Here is a 23,442-nt window from a genome sequence, read left to right as displayed (position 1 = left end):
ATGAGAATTATGATTGCTGACGCCAACCGGAAACGGTTGGCGGACATCGAGACAAAATTCAAGACTGATCCTAGGTTGCGAGTTGCAGGGTGCTTTGAAAATTTAACCGCCTGTTATCACGCGGTCGAGCACCGCCCCCCTGCGATTGTTCTAGTGGCCCCATCTCTTGCCTCCCTTCCGGACTTTGAGGTCATGCAGCAGCTTTTTCGGGCTTTGTCCGTACGATGGATGTTGATCGGTAACGCGACTGAATTGCGTTCAAGCGTGCGTTGGGTTGGCGCGTCTGTCCCGATGCTCGACAGCGACAAGGAATCGAGAGAACTCTCTCAGTTGGTACTTTCGTCGCTTGTGAATACGGGAAATTCGGGTGATTTCCGACATGCTCCACGATCGGAAACTTGGGATCGCTTGTTCTTGATTGGCTCGTCGACCGGAGGCGTGGATGCCTTGATGACACTTCTGTCCAATTTTCCGGCCGACTGCCCACCGACGATGATAGTCCAGCATACCGGAGAAGGATTTTCAGCAGGTCTCGCACGCCTTTTGGATAACAATTGCCAAGCAAGCGTTCGAGAGGCGGGAGACGGTGACTTGCTCGAGCGTGGCACGATCTTTCTGGCACCTTCTGGTCGATCCCATTTGCGCTTAGACATGACCCACGGCCCGAAATGCCGGTTGGTCGAAGGGCCTGCAGTTTCCGGACATCGCCCTTCGGTAGACGTAATGTACAAATCCGCGGTGCCGATTGCAAAGCGATGCACGGCGGTCATTTTGACCGGCATGGGGCGCGATGGGGCGGACGGCCTTCTTTCTCTCAGGCAGGCGGGTGCGCGTACAATCGGACAGGATGAGGCAACTTCGATGGTCTACGGCATGCCCAAAGCTGCGTTCGAGGCTGGTGCCGTGGGGGAGCAGTTGCCCTTGGTGTCAATTTGTCTTGCGATGTTACAACCCACAACCGAACGGGCAATCTGATGTCCCGTACGGTCCCTTGGCCTGATGGCATGGAATGCACCCTCAAAACGATCGTGTCGGGCGAGACGTTTGTAAGCGGGAAAGCCAATCTCGTGATTTCCACTGTACTTGGGTCGTGTGTCTCTGTTTGTCTGTACGATGAGGCTGCTGGCCTTGGAGGGGCAAACCACTATTTCCTGTCTTCATCGCAGGGACAAAGTGCAAGCTACGGCGCAGTCGCCATGGAGCACGTGATAAACGGCTTGATGCGTCTAGGGGCCGACAAAAGCCGCTTAAGGGCAAAGGTTTTCGGTGGAGCCCTCATGAAGGAAGGGCTGGCAGACATCGGGAAAAAGAACGCCAGTTTTGCGCTGGAGTATTTGCAGGCCGAACGCTTGCCAATTGTTGCGATGGATCTCGGGGGTTTTTCAGCTAGAAGGCTGCATTTTCATCCAGTGACTGGAAAAGCACGCGTTGTACGAACGGAGGCGGTGCCGGAAACAACTCAAAAACCTGAACGGACCCTAAACAGAGTCGAGCTATTCAATTGATTTTTCGGTATTTTCAGTGGCTCCGGCGGTAGGGATCGAACCTACGACCAATTGATTAACAGTCAACTGCTCTACCGCTGAGCTACGCCGGAACACTGTGGGGCGACCTATAACTATCGGCTGATAGAGGTGCAAGAGGCAAATTTCGGAAAACACAGAAATCTAAAAATTTTCTCTTAAGTGTATGAAGTCGCGGGGTTAGCTTCAGACTGCGAGGCGGAATGGCGCCGTCCTGCGTCCGAAAGCCGATACCTTTGGTTGAATTGTTTGTCAGCACTTCGGGTCCCAATCTAGCACGCAACGTAGCGCAATCTAGGAGATAGCGATGGGGCGGCTCGACACAGAGGCCATGACTGGCTTGGTTCCCGATTTTCTGGCCGTTATTCACCCGGCGATCTCGCACCCTCCGGTACAGATAGAGGGGTTCATGGGTGGTCTGCTAAAATGCCAATGTGACAAAAGTCCGGTCGTTGTGAACGTGGCGTCTCAGACCAGCCACAACCATCTGTGCGGGTGCAGTCGGTGCTGGAAACCCGATGGGGCGCTTTTCTCTCAGGTGGCTGTCGTGCCTCGGGATGCAGTGCGTGTGACAGAGAATGCCGACAAGCTGGGTCTCGTGGATCCCTCGGCAGTGATCCAGAGATACGCGTGCCGCGATTGCGGGGTCCATCTGGTTGGCCGGATCGAGGCGTCGAGCCATCCGTTCTTCGGCCTCGATTTCATCCATACGGAGCTTTCGTCCGATGTGGGGTGGGAGCCCCCGAAGTTTGCGGCGTTTGTTTCCTCGATTATCGAGGCAGGATTCCCTGCGGCAGAGATGCCAAACATGCGGCGGCATTTGCGTTCTTTGGGGCTTGAGCCCTATGATTGTCTGTCGCCCGAACTGATGGATGCGATTTCGTCGCATCTTGTGCTGCAAAAACAATCACGGCCCAGCCAGCGGGTCGAAGTGGCTGCGGAATAAAACCCGCATTGTGACGATTTCATGCATGTGGTGCGTTTTTTTGGTGAAATCCGGAAATCATCGGGTAACCTTCCGCACAGGGAGGAAATTGTCATGATTCAGGAACCAGCGACTTTGTCGTCTGGACAGGTAGGTTCTGTCCTAATTGTTGACGACCATCCATTGTACAGCGACGCCCTTGAGGCGACCCTGCGCAACGAATATCCCGATTGCGAGGTTGCTGCGGCGCGGTCCCTGCGTGCGGCGCTCAAGTCTCTGGATGATGGGTTCGAACCTGATCTGGTGATGTTCGATCTGAAATTGCCTGACGTGCGGGGGATTTCGGGCTTCCAATCCCTGCGCGAGCGCATGCCGGACCTGCCCATTCTGGTGATCTCTTCGCTAACTTCGACCGAGGTTGTGCATGCCCTGATGGACAAAGGGGCTGCGGGCTTTCTGCCCAAGGATGCCTGTTCCGATGTACTGCGTCAGGTGGTCGGGGCGATTGCTGCCGGTGAACGCTATGTGCCCGCGGCCTATAGAAAATCTGATGATATCGAGCATCGTGAGCAAGCCACCGGCACCAAGCTGGACGATTTGACCCCGCAGCAGCAGAAAATCATGCGCCTGATCTGTTCGGGCAAGGCGAACAAGCAGATCGCCTATGAACTCTGTCTGGCCGAAGCCACGGTCAAGGCGCACATCACCGCGCTCTTGCGCCGCCTCGGGGTGCAGAACCGCACGCAGGCCGCAATGATGATGGAAGGATCGCTGTCGACCGAGGCCGCCGATCCCGACGCTTTGGCCTTCTTGACCCATTAACCATGTTGGATGGCGGCAAATCACCGGGCTACATCAAGGTAGCCGTGTCCCGCGCCGCCACCGCGACCGAGGCCGTGACAGAGGCGGTTTCCCAGATCGAGCGCCGCACGACCTGTTTCGTGATGGCCTTTGTTCCGACCGGAATGGATCTGGAAGTTCTGGCCCACGAGTTGGACCGCCAAATGGGCGGGGTGCCAGTGTTCGGATGCACCACGGCGGGGCAGATCACGCCCAATGGGTACGAGACCGGCGCGCTGATGCTGGTGGCGTTTCCGCGCCGGTATTTCCGCTGCGCCAGCCTGTTTATTCCGACTCTTGATCCGCTGCCCATGCAACGGATTTCCGAGGATATCACCCGCCTGAAATCCCAGTTCCAGCGGACCGCCGGTTGGCGCCGTTTCGGCTTGGTGCTGTGCGATGGCGTGTCGAAACAAGAGGACCTTTTGGCCTCGACCCTGCAGGTGTGCTTGGGGGATATCCCGATTTATGGGGGGTCGGCGGGGGACGGGCTGCAGTTCAAAGCGACCTTTGTTTTGCACGGCGGGAAGTTCCATTCCGGCGCGGCATTGGTTTTGTTGGTCGAGACGGCGCTGGACTTCATGGGCCTTGGGTTTGACCACTTCCGGCCTAGCGAAACGTTGCTGGTGGTCACCGACGCGATCCCCGAAGAGCGCCTTGTTCTGGAGTTGAACGGAGCGCCTGCGGCCACCGAATACGCCCGTAAAATCGGTGTGTCCGTTGCTGATCTGTCACCGGAAGTCTTTGCCGAAAACCCCGTGCTGGTGCGCCAGAACAACAACTACCACGTCCGCGCGATCCACTCGGTCGAGGCCGATCAGGGCCTGTCGTTCATGGGGGCGATAGACGATGGCTTGGTCCTGACCCTCGGGACCGGCACCGAAATCATCGAGGCGCTGGAGGCCGGACTTGGCGTGCGCGGGCAGGGCGGTCAGCGCCCCGACTTTATCCTCGCCTTCGATTGCGTGCTCCGGAAACTGGAGTTCGAACAAAAGGGCATGTGCGATGAGGTGTCCGAAGTGTTCCGCCGCCACAACGTCTTGGGCTTCAACACCTATGGTGAGCAGCATTGCGGTGTCCACGTGAACCAAACCTTTGTTGGAATTGCCTTTTTTGACCACACGCCGGAGGATCTGCATTGATCGATCCCGCCGACACGCCCGAAGAGCAAATCCGGAAACAGGGCAAGATCATCGACGCGCTGATCCGCCGGATGAACCGCCAGCACGAACTGGGAAACTCGGCCTATGCCACGTTCCAGTCGGCGATTTCCCTACAGGCGCAGATGTGGGCGCAGTCCCGCGATCTGGAGCGGACGACAAGCGAACTTGCCACCGTCCGGATCGAGCGGGAGCGGTCGCGCAAGAACCTGACCAGTGCTTTGGCGGCGATGGAGGGGGGCTTTGCCCTGTTCAACCGCGGCCTTCTTGAGGTCAGCAACGAACTGTTCCAGACCCTGCTGCCGGACATTTCCCCGCGCATCATGCCGGGCCTCACGATTGACGAATACATCGAGGCGATGCTCAGCAGTGACGATCTGGTGGGCACCGACGGGCGGCTGTTCGGGGCCTTGGCGCAGGCGCGCCGGTCCGTGGTGGGGACAGCGGTGAATGCCGTGGTGGCGGAACTGACGGGCGACCGGTTCTTTCAGGTGAACCTCCAGCGCACCAGCGAAGACAACATGGTGATCCTGCTGACCGACATCAGCCGGATCGTTCTGCAAAACCGCAGCGAGAAAGAGAACCTGATCGACCGGCAGGCCAACTACCTGCAGGCGGTGTTCCAGAACATGACCTCTGGGGTGTGTACGTTCGACGGCCACGGTCGGGTCAAGATGTACAACCAGCGCTTTCGCCAGCTGTTGGGGCTGCCCTACACGCTGCTGCAAACCGGCGCGGAACTGGATCACCTGTTCCAGCACGTCAAAGCCCACGCGGTGTTCGAGGATGAAGACGGCTTTGACGTGGGCTTCTGGATGGAGCGTTTGCACAAGCAGGGTCGGTTCCGCACGCGCCTTCGCCATGCGAACGGGCGGGTGCTGGACATGCACTCGCACGTTCTGCCGGACGGGGGCTTTGTGGTTGATCTGGGGGACGTGTCCGCCGAAATCCGCACCGCCGAGATGCTGGAAAACCGTGTGGCCGAGCGGACTGCCGAACTGACCGAAGCCAATGCGCGCCTGCGTCAACAGTACGAAGAAAAGGCACGGGTCGAGGAAAAACTGCGAGAGGCCAAGGAGGCCGCCGAGGCTGCCGTGTCCTCCAAAACCCGCTTCTTGGCAGCCGCCAGCCACGACCTGTTGCAGCCGATCAACGCGGCAAAACTGCTGATCTCGACGATCAAGGACGCGACGCAGGATGCCCCCGTCGGCCCGATGGTGGAACGGTTGCAGGCGTCTTTTACTTCGACCGAACAACTGCTTCATGCGCTGCTCGATATTTCGCGACTGGATAGCGCTGATGCCAGTGCGTTGCAGCCTTCGGACGTGTGTCTGGGGACGCTGATCCAAGGGGTCTACGAGGATCAGAAACGTGTGGCCGAACAAAAGGGCGTGCAGCTGGACGTGGTGCCGACCATGGTTTTCGTGCGCTCGGACCCTGTGTATCTGCTGCGGTCGATCCAGAATCTGGTGGTGAACGCGATCCAGTACACCCCGTCGGGCGGGCGGGTCTTGGTCGGGTGCCGGCGGCGCGGCGATGATGTCGTGCTCGAGGTTTGGGATACCGGCATCGGCATCACCCTTGCCGACCAGTCGCGGATTTTCGAGGAATTCACCCGTGCAGGCAACGTGCCGATTGGCTCCGGCGTGGGTCTTGGCCTATCGATTGTCGAGCGCACCTGCCGCCACATGGGGCATTCGGTTTCGGTAAAATCCAAGCCGGGGGTGGGGTCCGTCTTCTCGATCCGGATGGAGATGGTGATCGGCCAACTCCCCAAACCCGAAGAGCGCGTTCCCGCAGGGATCGACGAAACCCAGTCGCTGGACCTGATCGTGCTGGTGGTCGAGGATGACCCCTCGGTCCTGTTCGCCATGGTCAAAAAGCTGGAGCAATGGGGCGCTTCGGTTCTTGGAGCCAGTTCCACCGCCGAGGCGATCGGCTTTGTGCAGGATATGGGGATGCCCCCCGACATCATTCTGGCCGATTATCAGCTCGAGGGGGCCGATACCGGCTTTAACGCCATCGGGTCGATCCGGCAGCTGACAGGGATGCGGGTGCCCGCGATCATGATCACCGCCGACCGCGGCGACCACCTGCTGCGCATGGGCGGCGAGAACGGCTTTCCGGTGCTGACCAAGCCCGTGCGCCTACGCAAACTGCGCCCCCTGATCGAATGGCTCACGCGCGAGGAAATGGTTCCCCTGGACACCATCGGCACAGACCAAAGTCGGCAATGACAGGCCTCATGCGCCGGATAGGCTAACCTGAGGGGAGGACGATTATCATGCGGAAAAAACTGGTTTCTTTGGCTTTGCTCTGCGCCTTGGCGGCGCCGGTTCAGGCGGCCATGATCGACGGAAATGCACTCTACGAGACACTGTTCCGGAGCGGCACTTTGGAAGGGGTGACTACCGGATCGCATCTGGTTTACACGCGCACCGTCACCAATGCGGCCAAGCCCGAGACTGCGACTCGCGACACCGGCACCGTGGTTCTGACACTGGAGCAAGGGGATGCGCTGATGGCGAACCTCGAATTCCGGCAGGAAGAAAAGCACCGCAGTCTGGGGTCCTTTCCGGCCAGTGTCGGCAACCCGATGATCATGTACTTTGCCGAGACCGTCGCGCGGGACATGGCCGAAACGGCGGGGGGCAGCCCGTTTTATATCCGCAACCGGCTCAAGGAATCCCTTGTCAGCGCCGCCGACCTGACCGAAGGCCAAGCGCAACTGGATGGCACTGAGATCGCAGTGAAAACTGTGGTGCTGCATCCCTTTGCCAACGACCCGAACCGTGGCCGCATGAACGGGTTCGAGGATCTGGAACTGATCGTCGCCATGTCCGATGCAGTGCCCGGCTACTACCTGTCCCTGACCGCCGCCACGCCCGAGGGCAGCCCCGCCGGCTACCATTCGGAAACCCGATTCACCGCGGTCGAGGCCGCGCGATGAAGCGCCTGATGCTGGGGTTGGCGGTGATGGCCGCCATGCCCGTTCAGGCGCAAACTGTAGCCGAGCGGTTGAACGATTACCCGACGTCGGCGCGGGCGGACTATGTGTTCGCTTGCATGGCCACCAATGGCCAGAGCCGTCTAGTGCTGGAAAAGTGCTCTTGTTCGATCGACGAGATCGCCTCGATCCTGCCCTATGAGAAATACGTTCAGGCCGAGACGGTGCTGTCCATGCGCCGCACCGGCGGCGAACGCATGGCGATTTTCCAGAGCGCGGCGTCGGCCAAAACTCTGGTTGCCGACCTGCGCCGCGCGCAGGCCGAGGCCGAAGTTATCTGCTTTTGATCAGCTGCCCGTCTTGGGCAGCACATTGCGCCAGATGTTCCCTTCGGTGTCCGTCGCGGTCACCGTCAGGGCAGGCGCGCCATTATCCGAGTAAACGAACCGGAAGGCCGGATTTTCGCTGATGGAAATGCCGCCCTCCATGGTGAACAGAACCTCGTCGCCCTGAGCCACTTCGATCTTGTCCAGAAAATGCGCGGGGATGAACAGTTGGGTCAGCTGGTCCCGCTGCAGGCCCGAATAGTTCGGATGGCGGATCATGATCTGCGCTTCCTGCCGGTTGTGGGTCAACGAGGCAAAGGTCCGCAGTTTCATCTGGCCCATATCCACCTTGGCCATCTCGGGGTCCTTGGTCGCGGGGGCCGAGCATCCGCCAGACGCTTTGACGTAACCGCCGTCCATTGCCAGCCCGTTCGGCGTTTCGGCCAGAACGCGGACGTTGGAATACTGGTTCACCCGCACGCGCAGCTCGAAATCCAAGGGAAGCATTTGGGGGCCAAAGCTGAAGGTGCCTGCCACAGGCGCGGGGTTTTCATCGACCACCACAATGGCCTTGGTCACGGCCATGGCCGGATCGCTCTGGATAATGCGGATCGGGACTGTGGCGGCGTCCTGTGCCCGCGCAGGCGTTTCGGCAACAAACAGGCCCGTGGCCGCAATCGGGGTCACATCGCCAATCACATCGGCCTGCAATTCCCCCCAGGTTGGTCCGTCGCGCATCGGGTTATCCTGAGCAAAAGCGGGCAAACCAAGGGCAATCACGGCAGCGGTGATCAGACAACGTGTGAACATGGGCGGTCCTCCTTGGGGGCGAAGTATGCCAGAGGGCGCGATGTTCGCTCATACCGCCCAAAGTATATGTGGCGCGGGCGCGGGGGCAGGCGGACGCTGTTTGGCAAACAGGAGGTCCCATGTTCGAACTGGTTGCCCTGATGTGCGAGGACAGCGAGCCCTGCCAGCCCCACCTGATCCCGGGGTTCGAGGCGGCGACTCTGGCGGAATGTCAAACGCTTGCGCAAGGGTGGACGGGGGACGGGACGCCCGAATGCCGCCCCCTTGGGCCTGCGCTGGAGGTTCGTGAAATCGCCCCCGGCGTCTGGGTTCACATCGGCGCGATCGAGGAGCCGGACCCCGAAAATGAGGGGGATGTGGCCAACCTTGGGTTCATCGTGGGGGGCGACTCGGTCGCTGTGGTTGATTCGGGGGGCACGCGGACCATCGGGGAACAGATGTGGCGGGCGATCCGGCAAGTGACCCCTTTGCCCATTAGCCACGTGATTCTGACCCATATGCATCCGGACCATGTTTTGGGGGCCACCGTACTGGCCGAATCCGGCGCTGAAATCGTGGGGGCAGAGGGGCTGGCCCGCGCCATTTCCGACCGGGAGGACAGCTATCTGCTGCGGATGGCGCAAGAGATTGGCGACGGTTTTGCCGGAACGACGGCCCCAGTCGTGGCACGGGAATTGGCAGAGCCCACGCAGATCGATCTTGGGGGCAGGGTGCTGGAATTAGCGCCTTGGCCGCTGGCCCATACGGCGAATGATCTGACGGTTGTGGACCGTGAAACGCGGATCCTTTTCGCTGGGGATCTGCTGTTCGACCAGCATTGCCCATCTCTCGACGGCTCTGTCGTGGGTTGGCAAGAGGCCCTGACCAAGTTGCGCGCACTGGATGTGGACCGCGCTGTTACCGGCCACGGGCGCGTGTTGGACTGGCCGCCCGATGATCTGCCGCTAGAGCGTTATTTGCAGGCCCTGGAAACCCAGACCCGCGCGGCGCTGGATGCAGGGCAGCGGCTGGCGGATGCGGCGTTAACCGTGGCGCTGGATGTCTCACAAGAATGGGCGCTGTGCGGCACCTATACGCCGCGCAACGTGACCATCACCTTTACCCAGCTTGAGTGGGATTAACCCGCCGCCTCTTGCAGCAGTTGGGCGATCGCGAACAGGCGCTTTTCCAGCAGCACAGGGGATTCGCACAGATAGCTGACGGTCTGCTGACGCTCTCGGTAGATGCGGTCGTCCCAGTCCAGCTGCTCTTCGAGCTTGTCCACTTGGTCGTAATCGGGCTCGGGCAGGGCCATCAGACGGTCCATTTCCGACCGCGCATCGTCGATCCGCTGGGCCAATTCGATCTGTCCGGTCGAGACGCGCCCGATCCCGCCCATGATGCGGGTCCGGCGGGATTCGACGCTGTGAAACACCTGCGCGAACACCTCTTGCAGAACGTCCCGATCCGCCCCGTGACGGGCGGTGAAATCGGTCACCATGCCTTTGGCGGCATCCATATCCACGCGCTGCAGGGTTAATGCGGCGGCCAGATCATGAACCGGCCCCTTCAGATCGTCGCCAAGGGCAACATTTTCTGTGGGGTTCTGCCACATCAGCCCCATGGACAGACCCGCCACCTTGCGCTGGATGCAGGGCCACGTGGGGTCGGAAAAGTCCGCAGCAAGCGCCTGACTCGTCGCAAAGGACATAGCCACGCCCATGAAAAATCTGGTAAAATTGTTCATGCGGTTTCCTCCCTGTCCGCGAACTATGTGCCAGGGGGAACCGGTCTGTCTATGCAGACCTGACACCAACCATCGTATGCATTGAGCGAGAACGAAACACATCAGCATACTTGGACCCAAGCCGTGTGTACCGCGGAATACAGCTACCAATTGATGGAGTATTTGGATGCGAACCCGTGCCGCAGTCGCCCTAGAGGCAGGCAAACCGCTGGAAATCATGGAAGTCGAACTGGAAGGCCCCAAGAAAGGCGAAGTTCTGGTCGAGATTAAAGCAACCGGCATTTGCCACACCGACGAGTTCACCCGTTCCGGCGCAGACCCCGAAGGTCTGTTCCCCAGCATTCTGGGCCACGAGGGCGCAGGCGTTGTGATCGAAGTCGGCGAAGGCGTCACCACCCTGAAGCCCGGTGATCACGTGATCCCGCTCTACACCCCTGAGTGCCGCGAGTGCCCGTCCTGCCTGTCCGGCAAGACCAACCTGTGCACCGCCATTCGCAACACCCAAGGTCAGGGCCTGATGCCCGACGGCACCACCCGCTTCAAGATGCTGGATGGCACGCCGATCTATCACTACATGGGCTGCTCGACCTTTGCGAACCACACCGTCATGCCCGAGATCGCTCTGGCGAAGGTGCGTGATGACGCCCCCTTCGAGAAGATCTGCTATATCGGCTGCGGCGTGACCACCGGCATCGGTGCCGTGATCAACACCGCCGGCGTCGAGATCGGCTCGACCGCGGCTGTGTTCGGTCTGGGTGGCATCGGTCTGAACGTCATTCAGGGCCTGCGTATGGCTGGCGCTGACATGATCATCGGCGTTGACCTGAACGACGACAAAGAGGAAATGGCCCGCAAGTTCGGCATGACCCACTTTGTGAACCCCTCGAAGATCGAAGGGTCGGTCGTGCAAGAGATCGTCAACCTGACCAAGCGCGGCGCAGACCAGATCGGCGGCGTGGACTATTCGTTCGACGCAACCGGCAACGTCAAAGTCATGCGTGATGCGCTGGAATGCTCGCACCGTGGTTGGGGTGTGTCGGTCATCATCGGCGTGGCCCCCGCAGGTGCCGAAATCAGCACCCGTCCGTTCCAGCTGGTCACCGGCCGCGTCTGGAAGGGCACCGCGTTCGGCGGCGCCAAAGGCCGCACCGATGTACCCAAGTTCGTTGACTGGTACATGGACGGCAAGATCGAGATCGACCCCATGATCACCCACGAGCTGTCGCTGGACCAGATCAACGAGGGCTTCGATCTGATGCACGAAGGCAAGTCCATCCGCGCGGTCGTGCGTTACTAAGGCGGAGGGCGGTATGGAGGTCGTTTCGGAAAACAGGAATTTCGGCGGCCGCCAGATCGTCGCCAAACATCCCTCGGAGGCCTGCGGATGCGATATGACCTTTGCGGTCTATCTGCCGCCGCAGGCCGAAGAGAGGGCAGTCCCGGTGCTTTGGTATCTGTCGGGGCTGACCTGCACCCATGAAAACGCCATGACCAAGGGGGGCTTGCAAGAACATGCGGCCCGCCACGGTCTGGCGATCGTCTACCCGGATACCTCGCCGCGCGGTGAAACTGTTGCCAACGACGAGGCGTATGATCTGGGACAAGGGGCGGGTTTCTACGTCAACGCCAGCTGCGATCCATGGAAACCTAACTTTCAGATGTACGATTACGTCACGACTGAGCTCCGTGGGCTGGTCGAACGGACGTTTCCTGTGAACGAGCGCCACGGTATTACTGGTCACTCTATGGGGGGACACGGTGCGCTGACCATCGCGATCCGCAATCCCGATCGGTACCAGTCACTTACGGCCTTTGCGCCGATCACCAATCCGACCCGCTCGGATTGGGGCAGAAAACAGCTCTCGGCCTATCTCGGGGATGACGAGACGGCCTGGGCCAAGTACGACGCGACCCTTTTGATCGAAGAACACGGTTGGAAGGGTGACATTCTGATCGATCAGGGGGCTTCGGACCAGTTTCTGAACCTGCTTATGCCTGAATCGTTCTCGGCGGCCATGGCGCGCCGCAGACAGCCCGGACAGTTCCGCATGCAGCGGGGCTATGACCACTCTTACTACTTCGTCAGCACGTTTGCAGGCGATCACGTTGCTTGGCACGCCGAGCGGCTCGCTTAAGGGAAGGTTTATTATGTTGAACAAGGTTTTCGGTATCGCTCTGGCTCTGATCCTGCCCGCGCATGTGGCGCTGGCCGAAGGGGACGCCGCCAAAGGCGAGCGCGTCTTCAAGAAATGTCAGGCCTGCCACGCCGTGGGCGAGGGCGCCGAAAACAAGACCGGACCGGTGCTGAACGGCCTGATCGGCCGCACCGCCGGAACCCTAGAGGGGTATGACTATTCGCCCGCCATGAAGGCGTTCGGCGAGGGGGGCAAAACCTGGACAGTTGAGGAGCTGGACGCGTTTCTGACCAATCCCCGCCAACACGTGGAGGGCACCAAAATGTCGTTCGCCGGCCTGCGCAAAGAGCAGGAGCGCGAGAACGTCATCGCATATCTGGGAACCTTTACCCAGTAAGGGAACCTGATCTGGGGCCACGCCCCGCAAAAGAGGCCCGCGCCCGGCGGGAGGAGAGGAAGCCGGACGCAGGCAATCAACGGGCGGAGTCCGCCTGTACCATCGAAGCGGGCACTCCGCTTTTCAGGGAGGAAAAACCAATGAAAAGTTTAAAGTACCTAACGTCTGTCATGGCAATTTGCGCTGCGACCGGCGCGCTGGCGAACGACGATTTGCGCGCGCAAATCGACAACCCGGCGCAGTGGGCGATCCAGACAGGCGACTACGAGAACCAGCGCTATTCGGAGCTGGACCAGATCAACGCCGGTAACGTCGCGGATCTGAAGGTGTCCTGGACCTTCTCGACCGGCGTTCTTCGCGGCCACGAAGGCTCGCCGCTGGTAGTTGGCGACACGATGTTCGTCCACACCCCGTTCCCCAACATGGTCTACGCTCTGGACCTGAACGAGGACGGCAAGATCAAGTGGAAGTACGAGCCCAAGCAAGACCCCGAAGTCATCCCCGTGATGTGCTGTGACACCGTGAACCGCGGTGTGGCCTATGCGGATGGCAAGATTTTCCTGCATCAGGCGGATACCACCGTTGTGGCTCTGGACGCCAACTCGGGCGAAGTGCTGTGGTCGGTCAAAAACGGTGATCCGGCCAAAGGCGAGACCAACACCGCGACCGTTATGCCGGTCAAGGACAAGGTTATCGTCGGTATCTCGGGCGGTGAATTCGGCGTCCGTGGTTCGGTGACCGCATACAACATGGCGGACGGCAGCCTTGCGTGGCGCGCCTACTCCATGGGTCCCGACAGCGACATCCTGTTCGACCCCGAAAAGACCACCCATCTGGGCAAGCCCGTTGGCGCAGACTCCGGCACCAACACCTGGGAAGGCGACCAGTGGATGATCGGCGGCGGCACCACTTGGGGCTGGTATTCCTATGATGCCGAGGCTGACCTGATCTACTACGGCTCGGGCAACCCCTCGACCTGGAACCCCGCACAGCGTCCCGGTGACAACCGCTGGTCGATGACCATCTTCGCCCGTGACCCCGATGACGGCACCGCGAAGTGGGTCTACCAGATGACCCCGCACGACGAGTGGGACTATGACGGCATCAACGAAATGATCCTGACCGATCAGAGCATTGATGGCACCCCGCGCAAGCTGCTGACCCACTTTGACCGGAACGGCTTTGGCTACACCCTTGACCGTCTGACCGGCGAGCTGATCACCGCTGAGAAGTATGATCCGCAGGTTAACTGGGCTTCCGAAGTGGTCATGGACCCGAACTCGGACCAGTACGGCCGTCCGCAGGTTTTGGCCCAGTACTCGACCGAGCAGAACGGCGAAGACGTGAACTCGACCGGCATCTGTCCGGCGGCTCTGGGTTCCAAAGACCAGCAGCCCGCGTCCTACAGCCCGAAAACCGAGCTGTTCTACGTGCCGACCAACCACGTCTGCATGGACTACGAACCGTTCCGCGTCAGCTACACCGCAGGTCAGCCCTATGTGGGCGCGACTCTGGCGATGTATCCCGCACCGGACAGCCACGGCGGCATGGGTAACTTCATCGCGTGGGACAACATCAAAGGCGAGATCAAATGGTCGATCCCCGAGCAGTTCTCGGTCTGGTCGGGCGCTCTGGCAACCGCTGGCGACGTGGTGTTCTACGGCACTCTGGAAGGCTACCTGAAGGCCGTGTCCTCGACCACCGGCGAAGAGCTGTATCGCTTCAAGACCCCCTCGGGCATCATCGGCAACGTGATGACCTATGAGCATGGCGGCAAGCAGTATGTCGCGGTTCTGTCGGGTGTTGGCGGTTGGGCCGGTATCGGTCTGGCAGCTGGTCTGACCAACCCGAACGACGGTCTGGGTGCTGTGGGCGGCTATTCGGCGCTCAGCGACTATACCGCACTGGGTGGTCAGCTGACCGTGTTCACCCTGCCGAACTAAGGCGTGACATTGGGGTCGGCCCATACCGGCCGGCCCCGACATACAGGTTTTCAAGGATAAGAACATGATCCGACAGGGTTTTTCGCTGGTCGCTCTGGCCGCCGGACTGATGACTGCACCGGTCGCTTGGGCCGAAGACAAGACGCACTCGATGGACGATCCCAACATCGCCGTCTCCTACGCTGAGGATGGGCGTTACTATACCGCGGATGACGTTCCCACTTTTAACATCGCCGAAGACGGCAGCGTTGATTGGCTGACCTTCTCGGGCTTCCGTCGCTATCATTCGGAATGCCACGTCTGCCACGGCCCCGATGGCGAAGGCTCGACCTATGCGCCCGCACTGAAGAAGTCGGCGCTGACCATGGATTACTACGATTTCGTCGACACCGCGACCAACGGCCGCCAAAAGGTCGGCGCGTCGGAAAACTCGGTGATGCCCGCGTTCGGCACCAACCTGAACGTGATGTGCTATCTGGACGACATCTATGTCTATCTCAAGGCGCGCGGCATGGACGCTATCCCCCGTGGCCGTCCCGCCAAGAAAGAAGCGAAATCCGACGCGATCCGCGATGCTGAAAATGCCTGCATGGGGCTTTAAGCGTTGTATCGCGGCCTGTGCCTTGGCGCTGTGGGGGCTGATCCCTGCGGGCGCCGGGGCGCAGACCTCGGATCTGGTGTCGCACCATGCGTTCCGTGTGTGCGCCGATCCGGCCAACCTGCCCATGTCCGACAAAGAGGGCAACGGCTACGAGAACAAGCTGGCCGATCTGTTCGCCTCGAAGCTGGACTTGCCGGTACAGTATACATGGTACCCGATGGCGACCGGTTTTATCCGCAACACGCTCAAGGCCGCCAAATGTGACGTGGTGATCGGCTATGCCCAAGGGCACGAGCTGGTGCTGAACACCAACCACTATCTGACCTCGGGCTTTGTTCTGATCGTCCCCGAAGGCAGCGATCTGGCCAGCGTCACCGAGCTGTCCGATCCGGCGCTCAAGGACAAGCATATCGGCATCATCGCAGGCACGCCGCCCGCCACCCACATGGCGCGCAACGGTCTGATCGGCAAGGCCAAGCCCTATGCCCTGACGGTGGATCGCCGCTTTGAAAGCCCCGCGATCAACATGCTGGACGACCTGAAGGCAGGCACCATCGACGCCGCCATTCTGTGGGGGCCGATCGGCGGGCCATTGGTGAAAACCGATTATCCGGGCATGACGGTGGTCCCGCTGCTCAAGGAAACCCTGCCTCCCAAGATGTTCTACCGCATCACCATGGGCGTGCGTCAGGGCGAGAAGGTCTGGCAGCGTCAGCTCAATTCGCTGATCCGCCGCCATCAGGATGAAATCAACGCGATCCTGTCCGAAGCGGGCGTTCCGCTACTGGATGCGCAGGGGCAGACTTTGCTGGAGCTCCCCCAGTGAGGTGGTTGTGGGCGGCTGTTATGTCCTGCCTGCCCATGGCTGTCCTCGCGCAGGTGGCCGAGCCCGACGGCTACCGCATCGACGACTATCGGGCACCGGTTCCGTCGGAGCTATCCGGCGGAACCGTTCTGTCTGTAGACCAGGCCGAGGCGATCTGGCGGGCAGGGACCGCCGGTTTCGTCGACGTCCTGCCCCAAGCGCCCAAGCCCCCCAATCTGCCCGCTGGCACGATCTGGCGCGACAAACCCCGCCATTCCATTCCCGGCGCGATCTGGCTGCCGAATACGGGCTACGGGCAGTTGGCAGATGTGAACCTGGACTATTTCAAGCGCGGGCTCGATGTCGCCAGCCAAGGGGACAAAGCGCATCCCTTGGTGTTCTTCTGCCTAGAGGAATGCTGGATGTCCTATAACGCCGCCAAGCGGGCGATCGAACTCGGCTACACGTCGGTCAGCTGGCTGCCCGATGGCACAGACGGGTGGACCTTTATGGATCTGCCAACGGAGCAGATCAAACCGATGCCCGAAAACTAGGGGCGGATGAACCGGCCAAAGGCGCGGGGACCGTCAGCGGTTTCCAGCGTGGCAGTGATGTCTTGTGTGGTTGGGTCGATGATCTGGATGGTGTTGTCGAACCAGTTGGCGATCACAATTTTACCGTCCGAAGTGGTGTCGATCCCCTCGGGATATTCGTTGGTGTCGATCTCTTTGATCGGCTCCAGCGTGGTGGCGTCAAAGACGCTGAGTGTGTTGGCATACTGGTTCGTGGCGAACCCGAGATTGCCGGAAAACCCAACCCCATAGGGGCGTTCACCCACCGGAATGGTGCCAACCACCTGCAAAACGGCTGGGTTAATCACGCTGATGTCGTTGGTGCCCACATTGCCGACGAACAGCCGTCCATCCTTGTGAAACCGCAGGCCGTAGGGCCGTTCGCCCACCGTCACGCGCCCCAGCAACGACAGGGAGTCCGCGTCAAAGAACGACACCTGATTGGCGTCCCGATCCGCGCTGGCCAAGAGACGGCCATCTTCGGACACGTCCAGACCCGCGGGGGCGGACCCGACGCTGAGTTCCTGCAAAACCGTCAGATCGGTGCTGTCCAGCACCCAGATCCGCGCGTTGTACCAGTCGGACACAAAGAGGTGGCCGTGCGTGATATCCAGCGCGATGCCCGTGGGGCCACCGTCCAGCACCGCTTCGGTCAGGACCTCTCCGGTCATGGGGTCGTGGCGCCGCACGGCCTTGGCCATAGGCGCAACGGTGAACACCGCATCATCGGACACGGCAATGCCCGCCGGTTGGCCGGGTAGGCTCCAGCGGGCGACCTCGACGCCCTGATCCAGATCGAAGACGCTCAGCGCATCCCCGTTCTGGCAGGTGACATAAGCCATATCAGCGTGGGCGGGCAGGGCGGCGATCAGCAGCCCCGCCACCAGATCAAGACCCCGGCGCACCGAATTTCGCGACCAAAGCATCCAGACCGGCCTGATACACGCCGGTCACGGCGGCAATCGCGGCTTCGTCGTTCAGTTCGGGCGGCGGATCGTTGTTCGGATAGCCGCGATAGAACGCGCCCTTCCACTCGATCTTGGAGCCGCCGCCATCGCGGGGCGTGACAGTCAGGTGGGACGAATAGTTGGTGACGGGCAGAACCTCGACCGCGACATCAGTGATCCGGTAGGAATAGGTCATCTTGGCCGCGTCGTATTTGTACAGCACTTCGGCGATGGTTGGGCCGCCTTCTTGGCCCAAGACCAGCAGGCGGGTGGCGTCGATATTATTTCCGCCCTCGCCGGTGCTGGAATGGACCGCCGGATGCCAGCTCATATCCTGAAAGTTGCCGATGGTGGCCCAGACCTCTTCGGGGGCGGCTGCGACCTCGGTGGTCAGGGATATTTTCTGGCGACTGGGCCCGTGGGCCAGCGCCATTCCCGGCAGCGCGGCCAAGGCCGCTGCGACCAGAAAACTGCGTCGTTTCATTTCTTTCCTCCCCTGTCTTCCTTGAAGAACGTCGTTTTCAGGATGTAGCGCATACCGCGTTGCCAGCTCTCATCCGTGTTGTTGCGGATATCCACGACGCGGCCCGCAACCATGGTGCCGGTCGCCGCATCGCGCATCTGTAAATTCATGCTCAGGATCAGGTTCGAGACCTTCTGCACCTCGCCGACCAGAGAATAATCGGCGCCCAAAGTGGCGGCCATCCGCGTGTCGCAGCCATAGCATTTGGCGGGGTTTACCACCGTATCAAGCTTGTCCTGAATGGGGGCCAGATCCAGCAGGTCATACCCGCCACCCTCGAACGCATCGCGCACCATCTGGGTCAGCATCTCGATCCGCGCCAGTTCGGCGGGGTCTTGGCCCAGTTCGGTCGTTTGCAGCGAAGTGTCCAGATAGGTGATCCCGAAAAATGCAACCTTTCCAGCGGCTTCGGCGGCGCTGTTAAGGGCGGTCAGGCAGATCAGGGCGAGGGCGGTGTTCCGTAGCATACAGGCATCGTCATCGGGCGCGGGCCATCTGCCAATTGATCCGAAAGTATCGGTATCGGGGCGCTGTAACCCTCTGGCAAGGTTCGATGTATGCGCTGGTATCCAGCGAATGGAACCATAGTCAGGAGAGGGTATGCCAGCACCGTTACGGTCATTGTGGGTAGCAATTACATTGGCTTTTACCGGTGTGGCATCCGCGCAGGCGGTCGAGGTGAAGGCGGCTGTCCTGCGCGTTGATTACCAGAAGATTTTGCCCATCTCGCGGTTCAATCTGCGCCCCTTTGATCTGGGGTTCGCGGGGGCCGCGTTGGCCGACGAAGACAACAGCACCACCGGCCGGTTTCTGGGGCACACCTATGAAACGCAGACCTTTGCCGTGACCGCTGATGAGGCCGAGGCCAAGGCGCGCGAACTGGTGGCGGGCGGGATGCCCTATGTGGTCGTGGTCGCCAATGGTGCCGATACCCTGAAGGTCGCCGATGCGGTGGCCGAGGCGGGCGGGATCACCCTGAACGCCGCCGCCCATGACAATGCCCTGCGTGGTACCGAATGCCGCGCCAACTTGCTGCATATCGCGCCCTCGAACGACATGAACGCCGATGCGGTCGCCCAATTCGCCATGTGGAAGAAGTGGCCCCGCTGGGTGCTGATTCAGGGCTCCAACCCTGCGGATCAGGAGTTGGGTCAAAGCTATGAACGTGCGGCCAAGAAATTCGGGGCCAAGATCGTCGAAAGCCGCACCTTCGAGGATACCGGCGGCACACGCCGCACGGATTCAGGCCATGTGTTGGTGCAGCGGCAACTACCGACCTTTATGCAGGGGCTGTCCCGCCATGATGTGGTGATTGCCGCCGACAATACGGACTATTTCGCCGCCTATCTGCCCTATCACCTGTGGGACCCGCGTCCTGTGATGGGCTCGGCTGGTTTGCGTCCCGTGACCTTCCATGCCGCGCACGAGGCTTGGGGCGCCACCCAGTATCACACCCGCTTTGAGGCGCTTACCGGCCGCTATGTCCACGAAGAGGATTACAACGTTTGGCTAGCCCTGCGCGTCCTCGGAGAGGCCGTGACCCGCACAGGCGGTAACGATGTGCAGACCATCCGCGACTACATCCTGTCCGATAAATTCGAGCTGGCCGCGTTCAAAGGGCAAAAGGTGACCTTCCGCGACTGGGACGGGCAAATGCGCCAGCCGATCCTGCTGTTTGACGATCATATTACGGTGTCGGTCAGCCCTCAGGACGGCTTTCTGCACCAGACCTCGCCGCTGGATACTCTGGGTCTGGACCGGGCCGAGAGCCCTTGCCACGCCTTCAACTGAACCTCTGGGAGAGCCCCTGTGAAAACGTTGTTACTGACCACGGCCCTAGTGATTGCGGCGACCGGCGTTTCGGCCAACCGCGCCTTTGTGACGAACGAGCGGGGCAATACGGTGACGGTGATCGACACCAACACCTGGCAGGTCGAGACCGAATTCTTTGGTGGCAACCGGCCGCGGGGGATCACGATCAGCCCCGATGGCAAGCTGCTCTATGTCTGTGCCTCGGACGACGATCAGGTCAAAGTTTTCAGCACCGAAACCCTAGAGGAACTCTATTCGCTGCCTTCGGGCGCAGACCCGGAACTGTTCGTGCTGCATCCGTCGGGCAACCCCCTCTATATCGCGAACGAGGATGACAATCTGGTCACCGTGACCGACACCGAAAGCCACACGGTGATCGCGGAAATCCCCGTGGGCGTCGAACCTGAGGGGATGGCGATTTCGCCCGACAGCCAGTTCGTGATCAACACTTCCGAAACCACCAACATGGCGCATTTCATTTCCACCGCGGACTACGAGATCAAGCATAACGTCCTGGTGGATCAGCGCCCGCGCTACGTGGAATACACGCCCGATGGCAAGCGGCTGTTCGTCAGCGCCGAGATTGGCGGCACCGTGTCTGTGATCGACGTGGCCGAGGACGGCACCCCGAACTTGGTCAAGAAGATCCACTTCGAGGTTGGCGGTGTGACACCCGAATGGTTGCAACCTGTCGGCATCCGCGTGACGCAGGACGGCAGCCGGATCTTTGTGGCCTTGGGGCCCGCGAACCGCGTGGCGGTGATCGACGGCGCCACGCTGGAGGTCAAGGATTACATTCTGGTTGGCCAGCGCGTCTGGCAGATGGCCTTTACGCCGGACCAGAAATACTTGCTGACCACCAACGGCAACTCCAACGACATCACAGTCATCGACGTGGCCAAGGAAAAGGCGATCCAGTCGATCCCCGTAGGCCAGCAGCCTTGGGGCGTCGTGGTTGCACCGCATTAAGGGGAGAGAAGATGAAACGATTGATTGCAGCGGGGGCGATGGCTCTGATCGGGACCGGCGCGATGGCCCACGACTATGGCTTTGCGGGCGTCCTGTCCAAAACCAACAAAGAGGAAATGCCGGGCATCACCCTGTCTGTCGGCAAACCCATCGCCGAAGGGCCGATCACCCTGAAATCCGGCACGCTCTACGAGCTGGAGATCGAAGCGGACGGATCGGGCGAACTGGGCCTCGAGGGGCCGGGGTTCTTTCGCGCGATCTGGGTGAACGAGGTCGTGGTGAACAGCATCGAAATGCGTCCCTTTGGCATGGAAAGCGTCGAGTTTGACGAGGCCGGCTCGATGGAGATCGAGTTTCTGGCCATCAAACCCGGCCAGTATTTCCTGCGCATTCCGAAGACCACCGGGGAAACCCAGCGGGTCGACATCACGATCCAGTAGGTGCCGCACGCGGACAGCCCCTCCTCTGACGGGCCGCGTGCGAGTGTGATCAGGCGTTCTGTGCGTTCAGGTTCACCGCGCGGCACTTCCAGCCTTGGACGGTGAACTTGGGGTGCTCGGTCTGCCATTTGGCCAGCTCGGGCTGCGCGCCCATCATGCAAGCCATCGGAGTGACATCAACGAAGGTCAGGCTTTTCTCTTCGCAAATGCCGGGGGTCGAAGCCAGACAGGCCGTAAAAAGCAACTCGATCATGGGGCGTCCTTTCAAACAGACGGGAGGGGTACCTTTACTATTGCTGCGATGCAGCGAAAACATGCGCCAAATTTTGCAATTTGGGCGCCGTCTTTTGTGCGATCTAGGGCAGATGCACAATATTTCATCTCATATTTAGAGCGGTGACGTGGTGTCGCAGCCCTGAAAACACAGAAAAACCCCGCTCCGGTGTCGTAGCGGGGTTCGTGATTTTTCCCTGAGTCCCTTGGGTCAGTCCTTGCGAATGGTTTCTTCCCACAGGTCATAGAGGGCCATGATCAGCACGATCGCGACGATGATGGTGACCGGAAGCCCGCCCCAGAACCCCGCAAATCCGGTCGAGATCGAGTGCGCAAGCCCGATCACAAAGGTTGCCATCAATGCGGTCCCGAGGATCGCGACCACGATTTGCATTTGACGAGATAGCATGTGTTGTCTCCTTGGGGTTAATGAGCGTCGAGATGGTGTTCCAGCCACCGCGCGGTACGCAGCAGACGGTCGTCCTGTTGGGCGCTGCCGATCAGTTGGACGCCAATGGGCAGGCCTTTGGCACCGGTCAGCAGGGCCAGGGTCAACGTGGGCAGACCCGCCAAAGTCCAGATCGTGCAGAACACCGGATCGCCAGTGCCGCCCGCGCTGAACAGGGGCGCCTCGCCTGCGGCACTGGGGGCAATCACGGCGTCGAAGTCGTGAAAAAAGCTCTCGAACCACTTCTCGGCCGAGGCTTTGACCCCCAGAGCGTCCTGATACTGGGCCTCGGAAATCTGGCGCCCCCGGGTGATGATCTGCTGCAAGGTTGCGCTGATCCGGTCCCAATGGGCGGTGAAATCCTCGGCCAGATGGTGGACGATTTCGTATTCGTGGATGATCCGCTGGACGTCGATCAACCCCGACAGTTGCGCATCACCGGTCACCCGTTCGACACGGCCATCAAGGGCGGACAGAACCTCGTCCATCCCGTCGCGGGCGTCGGGTGACAGGCGGTCGTGATAGGGCAGGTCGATCCACACCAGATCGGGCGGCACGGGGGCGTCAGCTTCGGCACCGGCGCGGCAGTCGGGGCGGGCATTGGCATAGCTGTTCGGATCGGTCTGGTCATAGCCGCCGATCACATCGACCAAGAGCGCCGCATCGCGGGCGGACCGCGCGAACACCCCGATCTGGTCCAGCGACACCGAGGTTTGCAGCAGCCCCGCGCGGGAGATCACCCCGTTCGTGGGCTTGAACCCGACCACCCCGCAGAAAGAGGCAGGCCGGATCACCGACCCGTTCGTCTGCGTCCCGATCGCCAGCGGCATGTTATAGGCAGCAACCGCCGCCGCCGACCCGCTGGACGACCCGCCGGGAGTGTGCTCGGGGTTGTGGGGGTTGCGCGTGCCGTTCGGGTGCACAAAGGCGTACTCGGTAGTCACGGTTTTGCCCATGATCACCGCGCCGGCCTCTTTCAGGCGCTCGACGATGCGGGCGTCCTGTTCGGGCTGGCGGCCCGCATGGATGGGCGTGCCGCGCTGGGTGGGCATATCGCGGGTGTCGATGATGTCCTTGAGCCCGACGGGCACCCCGTGCAGCGGCCCCAAGGGGCGACCGCGGCGGCGCAGATCGTCCAGTTCGCGGGCACGGGCAATCGCGCCTTCACGGTCCAGATGGGCCCACGCCTGAAGCGTGGGCTCGGTTTCATCAATCCGCCGCAGGCAGGCCTGCACCAGATCTTCGGAGGACAGCCAGCCTTGGCGGATACGCTCGGCTGCGTCAGTGGCGGTCAGCCCGTTGGGCGGTGTGTGCAGCATC

The 23,442-nt window shown here is 60.9% G+C and carries 27 protein-coding genes and 1 tRNA gene; 19 read left to right on the top strand and 9 right to left on the bottom strand.

Going from position 1 to position 23,442, the window contains the following annotated elements; translation table 11 throughout:
• A complete protein-coding gene (locus tag HJ536_RS07160; protein WP_177157180.1) occupies positions 1–975 on the top strand; it encodes a CheB methylesterase domain-containing protein in 975 nt (324 codons plus the stop codon).
• Positions 975–1,505 carry a chemotaxis protein CheD gene (locus tag HJ536_RS07155; protein WP_228028658.1) on the top strand — a complete coding sequence of 177 codons (531 nt, stop codon included), beginning with the start codon at positions 975–977 and terminating at the stop codon, positions 1,503–1,505. Before HJ536_RS07160 ends, HJ536_RS07155 begins: the two co-directional genes overlap by 1 nt.
• Before the next feature lie 17 nt (positions 1,506–1,522).
• Here HJ536_RS07155 and HJ536_RS07150 read toward each other — a convergent pair.
• Positions 1,523–1,597 (bottom strand) — tRNA-Asn (locus HJ536_RS07150).
• A 233-nt stretch (positions 1,598–1,830) separates the two neighbouring features.
• Between HJ536_RS07150 and gfa the strand changes: the two genes are divergently transcribed.
• The 6 genes from gfa to HJ536_RS07120 all read left to right on the top strand — a co-directional run bounded on the left by gfa (position 1,831) and on the right by HJ536_RS07120 (position 7,742).
• The gene (gene gfa / locus HJ536_RS07145) at positions 1,831–2,469 is read left to right on the top strand and encodes an S-(hydroxymethyl)glutathione synthase (protein ID WP_177157179.1); all 639 of its coding nucleotides are present in this window, start codon (positions 1,831–1,833) and stop codon (positions 2,467–2,469) included.
• Between the two features lie 93 nt (positions 2,470–2,562).
• Positions 2,563–3,270, top strand: coding sequence for a response regulator (locus tag HJ536_RS07140; protein WP_176855196.1), 708 nt, complete (start codon positions 2,563–2,565; stop codon positions 3,268–3,270).
• Positions 3,271–3,272: 2 nt separating this feature from the next.
• The gene (locus HJ536_RS07135) at positions 3,273–4,430 is read left to right on the top strand and encodes an FIST N-terminal domain-containing protein (RefSeq protein ID WP_176855195.1); all 1,158 of its coding nucleotides are present in this window, start codon (positions 3,273–3,275) and stop codon (positions 4,428–4,430) included.
• Complete coding sequence (locus HJ536_RS07130; protein ID WP_177157178.1) at positions 4,427–6,685, top strand: hybrid sensor histidine kinase/response regulator; 2,259 nt, start codon at positions 4,427–4,429, stop codon at positions 6,683–6,685. Before HJ536_RS07135 ends, HJ536_RS07130 begins: the two co-directional genes overlap by 4 nt.
• 47 nt (positions 6,686–6,732) lie before the next feature.
• Complete coding sequence (locus HJ536_RS07125) at positions 6,733–7,398, top strand: hypothetical protein (RefSeq protein ID WP_177157177.1); 666 nt, start codon at positions 6,733–6,735, stop codon at positions 7,396–7,398.
• Complete coding sequence (locus HJ536_RS07120; RefSeq protein WP_177157176.1) at positions 7,395–7,742, top strand: hypothetical protein; 348 nt, start codon at positions 7,395–7,397, stop codon at positions 7,740–7,742. Before HJ536_RS07125 ends, HJ536_RS07120 begins: the two co-directional genes overlap by 4 nt.
• Here the strand turns inward: HJ536_RS07120 and HJ536_RS07115 are convergent, their stop codons facing one another.
• Entirely contained in the window at positions 7,743–8,531 is a 789-nt protein-coding gene (locus tag HJ536_RS07115; RefSeq protein WP_177157175.1) for a quinoprotein dehydrogenase-associated SoxYZ-like carrier, read from the bottom strand. It abuts the gene before it with no gap.
• Between the two features lie 119 nt (positions 8,532–8,650).
• Between HJ536_RS07115 and HJ536_RS07110 the strand changes: the two genes are divergently transcribed.
• Positions 8,651–9,652: a quinoprotein relay system zinc metallohydrolase 2 gene (locus tag HJ536_RS07110; RefSeq protein WP_177157174.1), complete on the top strand. Its 1,002-nt coding sequence runs from the start codon at positions 8,651–8,653 to the stop codon at positions 9,650–9,652.
• On the opposite strand, the gene HJ536_RS07105 is transcribed toward HJ536_RS07110, so the two are convergent.
• Entirely contained in the window at positions 9,649–10,257 is a 609-nt protein-coding gene (locus HJ536_RS07105) for a hypothetical protein (protein WP_228028657.1), read from the bottom strand. The two genes, HJ536_RS07110 and HJ536_RS07105, sit on opposite strands and share 4 nt — an antisense overlap.
• A gap of 166 nt (positions 10,258–10,423) precedes the next feature.
• Here HJ536_RS07105 and HJ536_RS07100 point away from each other — a divergent pair, with 166 nt between their 5' ends.
• The 7 genes from HJ536_RS07100 to HJ536_RS07070 all read left to right on the top strand — a co-directional run bounded on the left by HJ536_RS07100 (position 10,424) and on the right by HJ536_RS07070 (position 16,692).
• Entirely contained in the window at positions 10,424–11,554 is a 1,131-nt protein-coding gene (locus HJ536_RS07100; protein ID WP_176855189.1) for an S-(hydroxymethyl)glutathione dehydrogenase/class III alcohol dehydrogenase, read from the top strand.
• A gap of 13 nt (positions 11,555–11,567) precedes the next feature.
• Positions 11,568–12,392: an S-formylglutathione hydrolase gene (gene fghA, locus HJ536_RS07095; protein ID WP_177157173.1), complete on the top strand. Its 825-nt coding sequence runs from the start codon at positions 11,568–11,570 to the stop codon at positions 12,390–12,392.
• A gap of 13 nt (positions 12,393–12,405) precedes the next feature.
• A complete protein-coding gene (locus tag HJ536_RS07090; RefSeq protein ID WP_177157172.1) occupies positions 12,406–12,789 on the top strand; it encodes a c-type cytochrome in 384 nt (127 codons plus the stop codon).
• Positions 12,790–12,929: 140 nt separating this feature from the next.
• Positions 12,930–14,732 (top strand): lanthanide-dependent methanol dehydrogenase XoxF5, encoded by a 1,803-nt coding sequence (xoxF5, locus tag HJ536_RS07085; RefSeq protein WP_176855186.1) that lies wholly within the window; start codon positions 12,930–12,932, stop codon positions 14,730–14,732.
• Between the two features lie 64 nt (positions 14,733–14,796).
• A complete protein-coding gene (locus tag HJ536_RS07080; protein WP_176855185.1) occupies positions 14,797–15,333 on the top strand; it encodes a c-type cytochrome, methanol metabolism-related in 537 nt (178 codons plus the stop codon).
• On the top strand, positions 15,314–16,159 hold the full coding sequence (locus tag HJ536_RS07075) for a substrate-binding domain-containing protein (protein WP_177157331.1): 846 nt from the start codon (positions 15,314–15,316) through the stop codon (positions 16,157–16,159). Before HJ536_RS07080 ends, HJ536_RS07075 begins: the two co-directional genes overlap by 20 nt.
• A 20-nt stretch (positions 16,160–16,179) precedes the next feature.
• Positions 16,180–16,692: a PQQ-dependent catabolism-associated CXXCW motif protein gene (locus HJ536_RS07070; protein ID WP_177157171.1), complete on the top strand. Its 513-nt coding sequence runs from the start codon at positions 16,180–16,182 to the stop codon at positions 16,690–16,692.
• Here the strand turns inward: HJ536_RS07070 and HJ536_RS07065 are convergent.
• Genes HJ536_RS07065 through HJ536_RS07055 form a run of 3 tightly spaced genes read right to left on the bottom strand, consistent with a single transcriptional unit; the run spans position 16,689 to position 18,647 of the window.
• Positions 16,689–17,615 carry a YncE family protein gene (locus tag HJ536_RS07065; RefSeq protein WP_338082413.1) on the bottom strand — a complete coding sequence of 309 codons (927 nt, stop codon included), beginning with the start codon at positions 17,613–17,615 and terminating at the stop codon, positions 16,689–16,691. The genes HJ536_RS07070 and HJ536_RS07065 overlap by 4 nt on opposite strands.
• Positions 17,599–18,141 carry an SRPBCC family protein gene (locus HJ536_RS07060; protein ID WP_177157169.1) on the bottom strand — a complete coding sequence of 181 codons (543 nt, stop codon included), beginning with the start codon at positions 18,139–18,141 and terminating at the stop codon, positions 17,599–17,601. Before HJ536_RS07060 ends, HJ536_RS07065 begins: the two co-directional genes overlap by 17 nt.
• Positions 18,138–18,647, bottom strand: coding sequence for a DUF3280 domain-containing protein (locus tag HJ536_RS07055; RefSeq protein ID WP_177157168.1), 510 nt, complete (start codon positions 18,645–18,647; stop codon positions 18,138–18,140). Before HJ536_RS07055 ends, HJ536_RS07060 begins: the two co-directional genes overlap by 4 nt.
• Positions 18,648–18,780: 133 nt before the next feature.
• On the opposite strand from HJ536_RS07055, the gene HJ536_RS07050 reads away from it, so the two are divergent.
• The 3 genes from HJ536_RS07050 to HJ536_RS07040 are packed head-to-tail and all read left to right on the top strand — an operon-like array spanning position 18,781 to position 21,401.
• Positions 18,781–19,971, top strand: a complete 1,191-nt coding sequence (locus tag HJ536_RS07050) for an ABC transporter substrate-binding protein (protein ID WP_177157167.1) — start codon at positions 18,781–18,783, stop codon at positions 19,969–19,971.
• A gap of 18 nt (positions 19,972–19,989) precedes the next feature.
• A complete protein-coding gene (locus HJ536_RS07045; RefSeq protein ID WP_177157166.1) occupies positions 19,990–20,961 on the top strand; it encodes a PQQ-dependent catabolism-associated beta-propeller protein in 972 nt (323 codons plus the stop codon).
• An 11-nt stretch (positions 20,962–20,972) separates the two neighbouring features.
• Complete coding sequence (locus HJ536_RS07040; protein WP_177157165.1) at positions 20,973–21,401, top strand: hypothetical protein; 429 nt, start codon at positions 20,973–20,975, stop codon at positions 21,399–21,401.
• A gap of 49 nt (positions 21,402–21,450) precedes the next feature.
• Here HJ536_RS07040 and HJ536_RS07035 read toward each other — a convergent pair whose 3' ends face one another.
• The 3 genes from HJ536_RS07035 to HJ536_RS07025 form a co-directional block, all read right to left on the bottom strand.
• Entirely contained in the window at positions 21,451–21,654 is a 204-nt protein-coding gene (locus HJ536_RS07035) for a hypothetical protein (RefSeq protein ID WP_176855177.1), read from the bottom strand.
• A gap of 231 nt (positions 21,655–21,885) precedes the next feature.
• The gene (locus HJ536_RS07030) at positions 21,886–22,083 is read right to left on the bottom strand and encodes a hypothetical protein (RefSeq protein WP_177157164.1); all 198 of its coding nucleotides are present in this window, start codon (positions 22,081–22,083) and stop codon (positions 21,886–21,888) included.
• A gap of 17 nt (positions 22,084–22,100) precedes the next feature.
• Positions 22,101–23,441 (bottom strand): amidase, encoded by a 1,341-nt coding sequence (locus tag HJ536_RS07025; RefSeq protein WP_177157163.1) that lies wholly within the window; start codon positions 23,439–23,441, stop codon positions 22,101–22,103.
• Position 23,442 lies beyond the last annotated feature (1 nt).

This window comes from Donghicola mangrovi, from assembly GCF_013377535.1.
In the GTDB taxonomy this organism is placed as follows: domain Bacteria; phylum Pseudomonadota; class Alphaproteobacteria; order Rhodobacterales; family Rhodobacteraceae; genus Donghicola; species Donghicola mangrovi.
This window is presented reverse-complemented; position numbering and strand designations above follow the sequence as displayed.